Raw genomic sequence first — 12,924 nt, 5'->3', positions numbered from 1 at the left:
CCTAGTTGCTGCGCACGCGCGGGTCGAGGCGGACGTAGAGGATGTCCACCAGGAAGTTGGCCAGCAGCACGGCGGCCGTGATGGTCAGGAACAGGCCCTGCATGAGCGGATAATCGAGTCCTTGCACGGCGGCCAGCAGCTGGTAGCCCACGCCCGGGTAGGCGAACACCACCTCGGTCAGGAGGGCACCGCCCACCACAAAGCCCAGGCTCATGCCGAAGGCGGTCACGGACGGCAGCATCGCGTTGCGGGCGGCGTAGCGGAACATGATCCGTCCGGGGCGCAGGCCCTTCGCCTCGGCCATGGTGATGTAGTCCTCGGCGTTGGTGGCGATCATCGTGTTGCGCATTCCCAGCATCCAGCCGCCGATCGAGACCAGCACGATGGTGAGGGCCGGCAGCACCAGGTGCATGCCGACGTCGGACACGAACTCCCAGCTGAAGCCGGGCTCGATGGTGTCGCTGAAGGCGTGCCGGATGGGGAACCAGCCCAGCGTGACGCCGAACAGGTAGAGGGCGCCCATGGCAAGCCAGAAGTAGGGAAAGGAACCGATGAAGATCAGCAGCGGCGGGAGCGCCGAGTCAACGGCTCCCCCGCGCCGCCACGCGGCCAGGATCCCCAGCAGGTTACCCACGACGGCGGCGATCACCAGCGCGGTCCCGCCGAGCAGGAGCGTCCAGCCCACCTGTGAGCCGATCACTTCCGTGACGGGAGCGGGGAAACGGGACATGGAAACGCCCATCTGGCCGGTCAGCATGTTGTGGAGGTAGCCGAAGTACTGCTCCCAGAGCGGCCGGTCGTCCACGCCGAGCAGTTTGCGCAGCTGCTCGATCTGCTCGGGCTGCATCCGGTCCTGGTTCCGGGCGAACATCCGGGAAACGGGGTCGCCGGGCATAAAGCGCGGGAGCAGGAAATTCAGGGTGATGGACACCCAGAAGGCAATCAGGTAGAAACCCAGGCGGCGCAGGATAAAGCGCACGGTTTCCCTCCATTCGGGAATTGCGGAAAGTTTTGGGAGCACACCCGGCGCCGGAAACAGCGCCGGGTGTGCGGGTCAGGGTGGCGGTGGGTGGGCCCACGCCGCCAGGGTTCCCTGGCCGAAGCGAAGCGAGGTCAGGGTGGCGGTGGGACTACTTGCGTGGTTCCAGCGACGTCAGGACCAGGACGGTGGTCGGCGACTTCACCGAGAGCGTCGCGTAGGGATTGTCCTCCGTGGGCCAGCCGGTGAACCGGGTGTCGTTGAAGGCGCCCCATTCCGGGCCGGAGAACAGCGGCACCACGGGCGCGACGTCGTTGTATTCTTCCTGGAGTTTGTCGGCGATGTCCTGCTGCTTGGACTCGTCGGCCTCCGCGGCGAACTCGGCGAGCAGCGCGTCTGCCTTGGCGTCCCCGAAGCGGTGGTAGTTGTCGAAGGTCTTGGTGCCTACCGGCTTGACCGTTGCGGTGCCCATGGAGGTGTTGAAGTACTTGTACGGGCTGGGGTCGTTGGCGCTCCAGACGATGCCCGAATCGAAGTCGCCCGTCTCGTAGCCGGCTACAACCGCGGCCCAGTCCGGGGAGTCGACCTTGGCAGTCACGCCGACCTCGGCGAGGTTCTGGGAAATCACGTTGGCCACGGAAAGCCAGTCGGATGAAGAAGCGCCGACGGAGATTTTGAACTCAAAAGGCGTGCCGTCCTTCAGCGTGCGCTTGCCGTCGGCTCCCTTGGCGTAACCGGCCTTGTCCAGCAGCTGGTTCGCAGCGTCCAGATCCAGTTTGGTCCACGTGCAGTTGTCCTTGACGCTGGCGTTCTTCCACTTTTCATAGTTGCCGGACAGGCCCGTGCAGTCAGCCGGCTTCGCGTAGCCGCTCATGCCGATCTTGGTCACCTGGTCGCGGTCCACGGCCATGCTGAGTGCCTTGCGGACGTCAACGTCGTTGAAGGGTGCCTTGGCGGTGTTGAGTTGCCAGTTGATCGTCGCGCCCGTGGCCGGGAACCAGTACTGGCGGTGTTCCTTGTCCTTGGAGACGAAGGTCTTTTCAATGTTGGGAATGTACTGCGGCGCCCAGTCGACGTCGCCGTTCGCGGCGGCGAGGTTGGCGCCGTCGTTCCCGGCGAAGGCAAGCATCTTGATGCCGGCGATCTTCTGCTTTTCCGGCTGCCAGTAGTTGGGGTTCTTCTTCAGCACGAAGGACTGGGCCTGGAAGCTGTCCACCTCGGTGTACGGGCCGGTGCCCACCGGCTGGGCGTTGGCATCCTTGCCAGGGTCGGCAAGCGCGGACCAGATGTGCTTGGGCAGGATGGTGAGCTGGCCCAGGTCGTAAAGGGCGGGCGACCAGGGCTTGCTGAAGTTGAAGGTGACCTTGTTGGTGCCCTCGGGGGTCACCGTTTCGAGGTACTCAAAGCCTCCCTTGATCTTCTTCTGCAGTTCGAAAGTGTAAGCGACGTCTTCTGCGACGAACGGCTTTCCGTCCGACCACTTCACTCCATCGCGGAGGGTGAAGGTGATGGACTTGCCGTCGGCAGCCGCCTGCCACTCAGTGGCGAGCCACGGCGTTGTGTCCCCCTTTGCCGGGTTGAAGATCAGAAGGGACTCGTAGATCGACTGCTGCACCATGGGGTTCACCGTGGGTGCGAAGGGGTTGAAGTTCTGGACAAACGTGCCCATGTCCTCGCGGGGAATGGTCAGGAATGCGCTCTCGGCTGAGGCGCCGGTGGCACCTGTTGTGCCCTGGTTGGCCGAGCAGCCCGTGAGCAGGAGGGCACCTATTGCCAGGCTGGCCGCCGTGATTCGGGCAGACCGGAGGAATCGCTGTTGTGTCATGATGGAGTTCTCTTTCCTCACTTCATCGCTGAAGGTGAAGGTGTGGTTGGGGTTTGCTTTTCAGGTAATGATTTGCCGTCAGACTGAAAAGCGTTCTAGCAGCGGACAGTCGACCATTTGCTGATGGGCGGTGATCGGCTGTCCTGCTGTAAGGCTTGCGAGTGTCTGGACACCCAGCGCACCCATCTCCTCGAAGGGCAACGCAACCGTGGTCAGTTTTGGCCTGAGGTAGGCCGCAATGAGTTCCTGGTTGTCGAAGCCGATCACGGCGATGTCTTGGGGGATGGCGAGCCCGCGCTCCTTGATGGCGTCGTAGGCGCCCATGGCCATCCGGTCGTTGAGGCAGAACAAGGCAGTTGGCCTGCCTTCCCCAGCGGGATATCTATCAAGAATTCGGCAGGCTGCCTCGTAGCCGCCGTCCGCCGTCGCGTATCCCGAGACTAGAAGATCAGGGTCCAGTTCCAGCCCTGCTTCGGCGAGTGCTTCACGGCACCCCTCCAGCCGTCCGACGGCGGCGGGGATGTTCGGATCCAGGTTGATGACACCGATTCTGGAGTGGCCTGCCTGGAGCAAACGCTCGACGGCGACGCGCCCACCTGCGCGTTCGTCCGGGACGATCGAGGGCAGCTTCCCGTCCGCGTCGAAGCAGTTGATCAGGACAGTGGGCACCTCATTGGCGCTTTTCGGAACGTGCACGGCCCGGTGGAAGGTGGCCGCGTACAGAAGTCCTTCCACCCTCTGCTCCAGCAGCTTTTCAAAGGCTGCATCCTCCATGCCCTGGTTGGGTCCTACGGCATCGGCCTGGTCGGAGGGCGCGATGAGCAGGAACCGGCGGGACAGCCAGGCCTGGTCCTGCGCGCCCTTGATGATGTCCACGGCAAACGGTGCCGTGACAATCTCCGTGACGATGCCGTACCAGTCGCTTCGCTGGGACGCCAGTGCCCGGGCACCGGCGTTGGGACGGTAGCCGAGTGTTTGGACGGCCTCAAGGATGCGGTGCTTGGTGTCCTGCGAGACGTTGGCATGCTCCCGGTTGCTGAGTACGAAGGACACGGCGGTGCGGGACACTCCGGCGTACTTGGCCACATCCGCCATGGTGACGCCACGCTGCGCGGGGGCCGCCGTCGTACCTGCGCGTGTCTTCGCTACAGGTGCGGGTGGGGTGCTGTTCGCCATTGAATGCTCCAGGACTTCTGCGTGGGGCCCGTCTGGTGACCGGCCGGATTCTTATAGTTACGCGCGTTACATACGACGTGTGATTTAGGTTACGCGCGTTACATGGAGACTGTCAACGGCTGGCGTGAAGAACTTTCAGAACACCGCGTGCTCGGCCTCGTCGGGTCCGGCGCCCGGTGCGGGCTTCCTTTACGACGCGCAAATTCGCCACGGACACGGAAAAGACCTGGCGGCGCCCGAATACGCGCGTCGAAGGAGCATTTGCGCGTCGAAGGGGCGGGGGCGCGTCGAAGGGGAGAGTAAACGGGCCACCAAGGAGCAATCGATGATGCGGTTAAAGAAGAAAAGCACCAGTTCCGAAGAACTGATGCTTCCCAGTGGTGGCTCCGACCGGCGTCGATCCGGTGACCTTTCGATTTTCAGTCGAACGCTCTACCAACTGAGCTACAGAGCCTAGGTGACATGTCACCTTGACCGCTGGAATTTCTTCCGGCAATCAGAGCGACCCTGACGGGACTTGAACCCGCGACCTCCGCCGTGACAGGGCGGCGCGCTAACCAACTGCGCTACAGGGCCTTGATTTTCTTGCTTCGCGGCATCGCTACCGCTTTTTTCAAGGCTTCCAGCTTACCAGACGTTTTCAGCCTGCCAGACCAGTTCCTTGCGTACCCCCAACGGGATTCGAACCCGTGCCGCCGCCGTGAAAGGGCGGTGTCCTAGGCCGCTAGACGATGGGGGCCAGAACCCGTTCGGCACAAAATAAAAGGCTTCGAGCCGAGGCTCTCAGTCTTGTCTTTTGCAGTTGCTCCGAACTGGACTCTAAAACTATAGGGCCTCGGCGGGAATAACTCAAAATCGGCCCGCAGGCACCTGACTGACGCGGCCGGAACAGGCGAAGATGGACAGATGGATGCCGTCGCCGCACTCAATGAAATTGCTTTCTGGTTGGAACGGGAACGCGCTGCCACGTTCAAGGTCCAGGCCTTCCGGAAGGCGGCGGGGATCATCGCCGGGCTTGATCCTTCCGAGGTGGCTGCCCGGGCCCGGGACGGCAGGCTCAAGAGCATGAAGGGCATCGGCGACAGGACCTACCAGGTGGTCCGGCAGGCAGTGGACGGCGACGTGCCCGAGTACCTTGAGGACCTGCGCCAGCGCAGCAGGGCGCCTCTGGCGGACGGCGGGGCCGAGCTCCACGCAGCACTCCGCGGCGACCTCCACAGCCACAGCGACTGGTCCGACGGCGGCTCCCCCATCGAGCTCATGGCAGACGCCGCGCGCCTGCTGGGCCGCGAGTACCTGGCCCTGACGGACCACTCCCCCAACCTGACCATCGCCAACGGGCTCACCGCGGAGCGCCTGACCGAACAGCTCGACGTTGTGGCTACCATCAACGCTGCCGCAGTTGACGGCAAAAAGGACGGATTCCGGCTCCTGACCGGCATCGAAGTGGACATCCTGGAATCCGGCGAACTGGACCAGTCACCGGACATGCTGGCGCGGTTGGATATTGTGGTGGCCAGTGTCCATTCCAAACTTCGGGCAGACCGCGACACCATGACGCTGCGGATGCTCCAGGGCATCCAGAACCCCCGGACCAACGTGCTGGGCCACTGCACCGGACGCCTGGTGGAAGGCTCCCGCGGCACGCGTCCGCAATCGGACTTCGACGCCCGGGAGGTCTTCGCGGCGTGCGCGGAATACAACGTGGCGGTAGAGATCAACTCCCGCCCCGAGCGGCAGGACCCGCCGGATAACCTGATCCAGCTTGCCCTCGACGCCGGCTGCCTGTTCTCGATCGACAGCGACGCCCACGCTCCGGGCCAGCTCGACTTCCTCCAGTACGGGGCTGCCCGCGCCGCGCACAACAACATTCCCGCGGAGCGCATTGTGACCACCTGGCCCTTGGGACGGCTGCTGGAGTGGTCGGCCCGGGATTGGCAGAAACTCGACTAGACGTGACCGATTCCCGCCAGCTGCCGGCGTCGCCGCGGGGATAGATTGGCAGCATGGCTTCAAGCACCCCTCCCAGCGCCGCAACAACAACGCCGCTTCGCCCACCACCTGGCCGCACTAACGCGCTCGGCGTCGCCGCCGTGGTGGTCACCGTGGTGCTCTGGGCTTCGGCGTTCGTGGGGATCCGGGCTATCGGCCCCACCTTCTCCCCGGGATCCCTGACCCTGGGCAGGCTGGCGGTTGCCGCCGTCGTGCTCGGTGCACTGGTGCTGCCGCAGCTGGCCAAGAGCAGAGTGCTGCCGCAAGGCCGCGAATGGTGGCCCATCCTGGGGTACGGCGTGATGTGGTTCGGCGGCTACAACGTGGCCCTGAACGCGGCGGAACACCTGCTGGACGCCGGGACCGCCGCGCTGTTGATCAACGTCAACCCCATCCTCGTTGCCATCATGGCCGGTTTCTTCCTGAAGGAGGGCTTCCCGCGCTGGCTGATAATCGGCAGCCTGGTGGCATTCGGCGGGGTGGCGCTGATCGCGCTCGGATCCGGCTCAGGTTCCGGGGAACGTTCGACGGCGGATGTGGCGGGCGTGCTGCTCTGCCTCCTTGCCGCCGTGCTCGCAGCCGTCAGCGTCATCATCCAGAAGCCGGTGTTGCGGAAGTTCCCGGCGGGCCAGGCCACCTGGTTCGGCATCATGGTGGGGGCCGTCTGCTGCCTGCCCTTCAGCGGCCAGCTGGTGTCCGAACTGCAGTCGGCCCCGCTGCCGGCAACACTGGGCCTGGTGTATCTGGGCATCTTCCCCACCGCCATAGCCTTTACCACCTGGGCGTACGCGCTGTCCCTGATTGACGCCGGAAAACTGGCGGCCACCACCTATCTGGTGCCGGGCACCACCATCCTGATCTCCTGGCTGATCCTCAGCGAAGTCCCCGCCGTGCTGGGCCTCGTGGGCGGCGTGGTCTGCCTGGTAGGCGTGGGCCTGACGCGCCGCAGGTCCCGGTAGGGGCTGCATTCACCGTGGCACTGCCGTGCCCGCGATGATGGGTGTGGCCAGGGCAATCGCCGGGGCCTCCAACCTGCTGACTTCCGTGAATTCGAACCCGGCCTCGCCAATGGATGCCACCGTGTTCCGGTTGAGGTGGCACCCGGGCGCCACGCAACGGCCCCAAAGACCGTCCAGCCTGTCCTGCCAGCGGGCCGCACGGCCCTGTCCGCGGACATGCTCCAGCACCGCGAGGGTCCCGCCGGGTTTGAGGACCCTGCGGGCCTCCAACAAGGCAAGCCGCTGATCCGGTACCGAGCACAGCACCAGGGTGAAAACGACGGCGTCAGCTGTGCCGTCCGGCAGCGGCAGGTGCTCCGCATCGGCGTCGGAAACCTCCACCGGAACGGGCGACTCCCCCAGACGTGCCCGCAATCTGGCCCGCATGTAGGGGTCCGGTTCCACGAGGATTACCCGGTCAGCGTGGCGGAAGTGCCGCAGGTTGGCCCCGGTGCCTGCGCCGACGTCCACCACGGTTCCCGCCAGCGGGGAGAGCAGCCGCGCCCGGCGCGGAGACAGCTCCCTGCGCTCTACAGAGGCCGACAACGTGTCGTACATGGCGGCAAAAAGGCGATGGCGGACGGACATCCGGCTCCTCACAGGCGGTCAGGGATGGGATTCAGTATGCGCGCCAACCCGGCTGCAGACTAGAGTCTGCATATGCCCGTCAACCTGCCGCCCGGCCTGCCCATCATCCCGGATGGCCCGCAAGAGTCCGGTCCGTTTGAGATGTCCGCTGACGATTTCGAAGCCGCCGTCACGGATGCCCTGGGCCTGATTCCCGCCAAGCTTGCGGCCGCCATGGACAATGTAGCGGTGTTTGTCGAGGACGACTACGTGCCCGGCCCGGGCGAGGACCCGGACACCGTTCTGCTGGGCCTCTATGAGGGTGTTCCCTTGACGGAGCGGGATTCATGGTGGGACGCCGGTTCACTGCCGGACCGGATCACCATCTTCCGCCAACCCATCCTGGACATCTGCGGGTCACGCGACGAGGTGATCCAGGAAGTGGCCGTGACGGTGGTCCACGAGATCGCCCACCACTTCGGCATCGATGACCGGCGGCTGCACGAGCTCGGCTGGGACTAGCCTTGTAGGCATGGGACACGACCACAGCCACACACACGGGATCACGGCAACAGGCCGGCACCGCAAACGGCTCATCGCCGTCCTGGCCATCACCCTGGCGGTGGTGGTGGTCCAGGTGATCGGCGCGGCACTGTCCGGATCATTGGCCCTGCTGGCTGATGCCGGCCACATGCTCTCCGACGCGGCAGGCGTGACCATCGCGCTCCTGGCTGCCTGGATCGCCGGACGCCCGGCGAGTGACCAGCGGACCTACGGCTACCAGCGTGCCGAGGTCCTGGCCGCCCTGGCCAACGCCCTGATCCTGGTTGTCATCTCGGTTGTCATCTTCACCGAGGCCATCCGGCGGATCGGCTCCGCGCCCGAGGTCCACACCGACATCATGCTGTTCGCCGCCATCCTGGGCGCGGTGGCCAACCTGGTCTCGCTGCTGATCCTGCGCGGCGCGCACCAGGACAGCCTGAACGTCCGGGGCGCCTACCTTGAGGTGCTGGGCGACCTGCTGGGCTCAGTCGCCGTCATCGTTGCTGCCCTGGTCATCATGTTCACCGGCTACCAGGCCGCCGACACGATCGCCTCCGTGCTCATCGCCATCATGATCCTGCCGCGGGCCTGGAGCCTGCTGCGGGATGTGGTGGACGTCCTCCTGGAGGCAACCCCCAAAGGCGTGGAAGTGCAGATGATCCGCGAACACATCCTCAGCGTTGACGGAGTGGTTGACGTCCATGACATCCACATCTGGACCATCACGTCCGGCGTGCCGGTGTTTTCGGCCCACGTGGTGGTGGAGGACGGGGTCCTGAATGCCCGCGGCGCCGACCAGCTCCTGGACAAGCTCACCACATGCCTGGGCTCCCACTTTGACACCGAGCACTGCACATTCCAGCTGGAACCCGCCAGCCACTCGGAGCACGAATCGCGCCAGCACGCGTAGCAGGACTCCCAGCAGGACGACGACGGCGGCGTGGCAGCCGCGTGGGCGGCGCGGCCCCTGTGTGCACGTTATGTGGAAAACTCCGGGCCGGGGCAGCGGCACCCTTGCGTCACGCCGAGCACTCTTTTGGCCACCGGCGAAGTCACGAACCCCGGAAATCCGCGGCCAGCAGACGCCCGGGCACGCAAAAGGCTGCCTCCCGTGACGTCAGCGAGGAACCGCTGAGCCAGACCCAGCGGTGGCTTCCGGCCGCCCACCACCGGTCCCCGCCCACGCGGAGCCCGCGTACCCGGCGGAGCCCGCCATGTTGCCGGGAGAGATCTGTCCTGCGGAGCGGGAGCCGATTTGCGACACGCCGGATACAGATGCGCCGGAATTGCACTCTTGTTGATTATGTTATTGATGTGACCAGTGTTGCCAAAGTGCACACGCTCACGTAGCCTCGGACTGCTGGGAGATCAGCAGAGGGGCTCCTTGTGCCGCCACCAGACCTCGCTCCCCCAGCCTTACTGCGTGCGAGGTTCTGCGAATGGGTTTGACCGGATCCGGCCTGAAGGCCGCCGTACTGTGCACCGCCGTCGTACTTTTCGGCACCATGACCCTCCCCGCCCAGGCAGCACCGCTACCGCAGGCTTCAACAGTCCAGCGTCCGGCGTCGCCGGAACTTCCCACCCCGGAGGACATCGCCACAGCTAAGGCGAGTGAACGCGCGACGGCGGATCAGGTCGCCATCATCGAACGCCTCCTGGCCGACGCCACCAGCGCCCAGCAAGCCACGTTTGCCTTGTCGCTGAAAGCCAACAACGCCTACGGCGAAGCCCTGGTGGAACTGCAGGACCGCAGGATGACGGCGGAAGCGGCCACGGCCAAGGCCACCTCTGCGACCAACGAGCAGGACAGGACCCGGAAACAGGTCGGCCAGCTCGCCGGTGACCTCTACCGCAACGGCGGGCTGAACCCGACGCTGGGCACCTTCGTCAGCGGCAATGCCGAAGCCCTGCACCAGGCCGCGACGCTGGAAGCCATTTCGGCCAGCCGGAGCCGCGCCTTCGAAGCGGCCGCATCCGCAGCGTCCGCGGCTCAGTCCCTGACGGCCGCCGCCGACGACGCCAACCGGGCCGCCGATGACGCCGCCCAGAAAGCCCAAGCCCGCAAGGAAGAGGCCGAACAGGCCAACGCCACCCAGGCCAAGGCCGTAGCCGAAGCCGCGGCGCAACGGACAATCCTGGTGGATCAGCTGGCCCAGCTGCGGAACACCACTGTTGCCCTCGAATCGGCTCGCATTGACGCCTTGGACCGGCAGCGCGAGGAGGCCAGGCTCGCCGAACTGACTGCGGCTGCTGATCGGGCTGCGGCCCAAGCAGCGCCAGACCGGCCCACAGCCGGACCGGCCGCTGGCGGGAACCTGCCGGCCGCACCGGCCCCCGCTCCGGTTCCAGCACCGGCGCCAGCTCCCGCCCCTTCACCGGCACCCGCGCCAGCTCCCGCGCCTGCACCCGCGCCTGCTCCAGCCCCAGCCCCGGCCCCAGCCCCGGCTCCAGCACCCGCGCCTGCTCCAGCCCCATCGCCGGGCGGTTCCAATGAGACTGCCATCTCCGTGGCGATGTCCAAGGTGGGGGCGCCGTACTTCTACCAGTACGGCGGCACGGGCCCCAACGGCTTTGACTGCTCCGGCCTCGTGCAAACAGCCTTCGCCGCCGGCAAGTACTTGCCGCGCACCGCTGCGCAGCAGTACGCGGCAGCTCCCGTTCACGTGCCGATCTCCCAGGCGCGGCGTGGAGACCTGCTGGTCTGGGGCTCAGCGCCGGGCTTCTATCACGTGGCGATCTACCTGGGGAACGGCCAGGTAGTGCAAGCGCTGAATCCGGACCAGGGCATCGGCGTGACCCAGCTGAGCTGGATGGCGGGGATGCAACTCCACCCTTACGCAGCCCGCTACTGACCGGGCCAGGGCTCCGGCCCGGGATTCCAGGCGCAGGGCATCCAGGCGCAGGGCATCCAGCCTCAGGACAGAACGTCCTTGGTGACGAACCGGCCATAGGCGAGCGCCCCGAAGACAGCGATGTAGCCCGCCTGCAGCAGCGCGTTGCTGGCAAAAGAGTCCCACAGCACCGGTTGGCGCAGGACGTCCGCGAAGCCGAACCAGTAATGCGTAAACAGCCAAGGGTGCAGCCATTCCAACTGCGGCAATTGGTCCAGGACCTGCGAGACCACTGACAGCACCACAGTGGCGGCCATGGCGCCCACCGGGACTACCGTCAAGGTGGACAGGAACAGGCCGATCGCCGAGAGTCCTGCCAGGGACACCGCAAGGTAGGCAGCAATCAGGACCAGCCGCAGCGCGGCCTCGGGTGGCTGGACGACGTCGCCGGACAAGAGGGTCACAGGCCCAATGGGAAAGAGCGAAGCTCCGATCGCTGCCCCGGCCAGCGCAACGGTGACGGGAGCGGCCAGGCAGAACGCCAGCGCTCCCGCGTACTTCACCAGCAGCAGGCGCACGCGCCCGGCGGGCGCCACCAACAGGTACCGCAGCGTGCCCAGGCTGGCCTCGCCGGCGATGGTATCGCCCGCCACGACGCCAATGGTTAGGGGCAGGAACAGCGGCACCGAGACCAGCATCGCCGTGACCGCGACAAACAGCCCGTTCTGGCTGATCCGGTCCAGGAAGGCAGGTCCCCTTCCGGGCGGAACGGATGATGAGAGCCGGACGGCGACGGCGATCAGCACCGGTATCGCGGCAAGGGCCGCCAGCATGGCCGCGGTCCGGCGACGCCGGAACAGCGTCTTCAGCTCAGACGCCAGCAGGGACAGGCTCGACGGCGCACCTGGAGCGCTCATGGACCCGGAACCACTGCTGGTTTCGGAACCACTGCGGGCATCAGGAATGCTGCTGGCTGAAGGGAAACCACCGGCGTCGGAAGCACTATTGGGCAATGTCGAACCCCTCCCCCGTCAGCGCCACAAAGCGCTCCTCCAGGCTCTCCCGCTCAACGGAAAAGCCCCGCACGCGCACCCCGGCTGCCACGAGCTCCGCCACAATATCCTCCGGGGCCGCCAGCCGGGATGCAGCCGCGGCGGCGGTCAGCACGTCCCCGTCCGGTTCAGGCGTCCTGGCCTCAGGGCTTCTCTCCGGGGACATACCCAACCGCAGCAGGACCTCACTGGCCGTCCCGGCGTCGGGCGTTAACAGGCGGATCCGGGTTTCGCCGGCCTTGCGGAGCTCCGCCAGCGGCCCCTGGGCCACCAGCCGCCCGGCGCTCATGATGGCCGCGTGTGTGCAGATCTGTTCCACTTCTGCCAGGAGGTGGCTGGAGACGAAGACGGTGGCGCCGTCGGCGGCCAGCGACCGGACCAGGCTCCGCACTTCCCGTGTTCCTTGCGGGTCCAGCCCGTTGGTGGGCTCATCGAGCACCAGCAGTTCCCGCGGCGACAGCAATGCGTTCGCGATCCCCAGCCGCTGCTTCATGCCCAGGGAGTAGGCGTGGACCCGCTTGCCGGCGGCGTGTGAAAGGCCCACCCGCTCAAGCGCGGCAGCAACGCGGGCGGTCCGGGTAGCGGGCGCCGCATGCCGGCTGGCAGCATCCAGGCGGTGCAGGTTGGCGGTGCCGGAAAGGAACGGATAAAACGCCGGCCCCTCCACCAGCGCACCCACGCGCGGCAGGACCTCGTGCAGGCGCTGCGGCATCTGCAGGCCTAGGACGCTGACGGTTCCGGCCGACGCCGCGGCAAGGCCCAGCAGCATCCGTATGGTGGTGGTTTTGCCCGAGCCGTTGGGGCCCAGGAACCCGAACACGGCGCCGTGGGGAACGGCGAGGTCCACGTTGTCGACCGCCAGCTGGTGGCCGAAACGCTTGGTCAGGCCTCGGGTCTCGATGGTCAGCCCGGCTGTCCCGTTCCCTGCGGAAAGGGTCCGGGCCGCGGCTATCCCGGCGGC

At 66.2% G+C, this 12,924-nt stretch carries 11 protein-coding genes and 3 tRNA genes; 5 read left to right on the top strand and 9 right to left on the bottom strand.

Annotation, left to right across the window (positions count from 1 at the left end; translation table 11 throughout):
* Nucleotide 1: 1 nt before the first annotated feature.
* The 6 genes from CXR02_RS17590 to CXR02_RS17565 form a co-directional block, all read right to left on the bottom strand.
* Complete coding sequence (locus CXR02_RS17590; protein WP_104063157.1) at nucleotides 2–979, bottom strand: ABC transporter permease; 978 nt, start codon at nucleotides 977–979, stop codon at nucleotides 2–4.
* Nucleotides 980–1,130: 151 nt separating this feature from the next.
* Nucleotides 1,131–2,804 carry an ABC transporter substrate-binding protein gene (locus tag CXR02_RS17585; protein ID WP_104063156.1) on the bottom strand — a complete coding sequence of 558 codons (1,674 nt, stop codon included), beginning with the start codon at nucleotides 2,802–2,804 and terminating at the stop codon, nucleotides 1,131–1,133.
* Between the two features lie 78 nt (nucleotides 2,805–2,882).
* On the bottom strand, nucleotides 2,883–3,899 hold the full coding sequence (locus tag CXR02_RS17580) for a LacI family DNA-binding transcriptional regulator (RefSeq protein WP_104063155.1): 1,017 nt from the start codon (nucleotides 3,897–3,899) through the stop codon (nucleotides 2,883–2,885).
* 459 nt (nucleotides 3,900–4,358) lie between these two features.
* Nucleotides 4,359–4,434 (bottom strand) — tRNA-Phe (locus CXR02_RS17575).
* Nucleotides 4,435–4,482: 48 nt separating this feature from the next.
* Nucleotides 4,483–4,556 (bottom strand) — tRNA-Asp (locus CXR02_RS17570).
* Nucleotides 4,557–4,646: 90 nt separating this feature from the next.
* Nucleotides 4,647–4,719, bottom strand: a tRNA-Glu gene (locus CXR02_RS17565).
* Nucleotides 4,720–4,886: 167 nt separating this feature from the next.
* Between CXR02_RS17565 and CXR02_RS17560 the strand changes: the two genes are divergently transcribed.
* The gene (locus tag CXR02_RS17560) at nucleotides 4,887–5,933 is read left to right on the top strand and encodes a PHP domain-containing protein (RefSeq protein ID WP_104063154.1); all 1,047 of its coding nucleotides are present in this window, start codon (nucleotides 4,887–4,889) and stop codon (nucleotides 5,931–5,933) included.
* Between the two features lie 53 nt (nucleotides 5,934–5,986).
* Nucleotides 5,987–6,931, top strand: coding sequence for a DMT family transporter (locus CXR02_RS17555; RefSeq protein ID WP_104063153.1), 945 nt, complete (start codon nucleotides 5,987–5,989; stop codon nucleotides 6,929–6,931).
* Between the two features lie 9 nt (nucleotides 6,932–6,940).
* Here the strand turns inward: CXR02_RS17555 and CXR02_RS17550 are convergent, their stop codons facing one another.
* Nucleotides 6,941–7,558, bottom strand: a complete 618-nt coding sequence (locus tag CXR02_RS17550; RefSeq protein WP_104063152.1) for a class I SAM-dependent methyltransferase — start codon at nucleotides 7,556–7,558, stop codon at nucleotides 6,941–6,943.
* Nucleotides 7,559–7,630: 72 nt separating this feature from the next.
* Here CXR02_RS17550 and CXR02_RS17545 point away from each other — a divergent pair, with 72 nt between their 5' ends.
* The 3 genes from CXR02_RS17545 to CXR02_RS17535 all read left to right on the top strand — a co-directional run bounded on the left by CXR02_RS17545 (nucleotide 7,631) and on the right by CXR02_RS17535 (nucleotide 10,932).
* Nucleotides 7,631–8,059: a metallopeptidase family protein gene (locus tag CXR02_RS17545; RefSeq protein ID WP_056348808.1), complete on the top strand. Its 429-nt coding sequence runs from the start codon at nucleotides 7,631–7,633 to the stop codon at nucleotides 8,057–8,059.
* Nucleotides 8,060–8,069: 10 nt separating this feature from the next.
* The gene (locus tag CXR02_RS17540) at nucleotides 8,070–8,990 is read left to right on the top strand and encodes a cation diffusion facilitator family transporter (protein ID WP_104063151.1); all 921 of its coding nucleotides are present in this window, start codon (nucleotides 8,070–8,072) and stop codon (nucleotides 8,988–8,990) included.
* Nucleotides 8,991–9,519: 529 nt separating this feature from the next.
* On the top strand, nucleotides 9,520–10,932 hold the full coding sequence (locus CXR02_RS17535; RefSeq protein ID WP_104063150.1) for a C40 family peptidase: 1,413 nt from the start codon (nucleotides 9,520–9,522) through the stop codon (nucleotides 10,930–10,932).
* A 62-nt stretch (nucleotides 10,933–10,994) separates the two neighbouring features.
* Here the strand turns inward: CXR02_RS17535 and CXR02_RS17530 are convergent, their stop codons facing one another.
* Nucleotides 10,995–11,828, bottom strand: coding sequence for an ABC transporter permease (locus tag CXR02_RS17530; RefSeq protein ID WP_104063149.1), 834 nt, complete (start codon nucleotides 11,826–11,828; stop codon nucleotides 10,995–10,997).
* 85 nt (nucleotides 11,829–11,913) lie between these two features.
* Complete coding sequence (locus CXR02_RS17525; protein WP_104063203.1) at nucleotides 11,914–12,870, bottom strand: ABC transporter ATP-binding protein; 957 nt, start codon at nucleotides 12,868–12,870, stop codon at nucleotides 11,914–11,916.
* Nucleotides 12,871–12,924: the final 54 nt, after the last annotated feature.

This window comes from Arthrobacter sp. 4R501, assembly GCF_002929755.1.
In the GTDB taxonomy this organism is placed as follows: Bacteria; Actinomycetota; Actinomycetes; order Actinomycetales; family Micrococcaceae; genus Arthrobacter.
Note: the sequence above shows the minus strand (reverse complement) of the source record. Positions and strands in the feature narration are given on the sequence as shown.

Excerpts from the sequence above, each read along its gene's own strand:
- CXR02_RS17585 (WP_104063156.1), bottom strand. The coding sequence starts at position 2,804 with ATGACACAACAGCGATTCCTCCGGTCTGCCCGAATCACGGCGGCCAGC.
- CXR02_RS17580 (WP_104063155.1), bottom strand. The coding sequence starts at position 3,899 with ATGGCGGATGTGGCCAAGTACGCCGGAGTGTCCCGCACCGCCGTGTCC.
- CXR02_RS17560 (WP_104063154.1), top strand. The coding sequence starts at position 4,887 with ATGGATGCCGTCGCCGCACTCAATGAAATTGCTTTCTGGTTGGAACGG.
- CXR02_RS17555 (WP_104063153.1), top strand. The coding sequence starts at position 5,987 with ATGGCTTCAAGCACCCCTCCCAGCGCCGCAACAACAACGCCGCTTCGC.
- CXR02_RS17550 (WP_104063152.1), bottom strand. The coding sequence starts at position 7,558 with ATGTCCGTCCGCCATCGCCTTTTTGCCGCCATGTACGACACGTTGTCG.
- CXR02_RS17545 (WP_056348808.1), top strand. The coding sequence starts at position 7,631 with ATGCCCGTCAACCTGCCGCCCGGCCTGCCCATCATCCCGGATGGCCCG.
- CXR02_RS17540 (WP_104063151.1), top strand. The coding sequence starts at position 8,070 with ATGGGACACGACCACAGCCACACACACGGGATCACGGCAACAGGCCGG.
- CXR02_RS17535 (WP_104063150.1), top strand. The coding sequence starts at position 9,520 with ATGGGTTTGACCGGATCCGGCCTGAAGGCCGCCGTACTGTGCACCGCC.
- CXR02_RS17530 (WP_104063149.1), bottom strand. The coding sequence starts at position 11,828 with ATGAGCGCTCCAGGTGCGCCGTCGAGCCTGTCCCTGCTGGCGTCTGAG.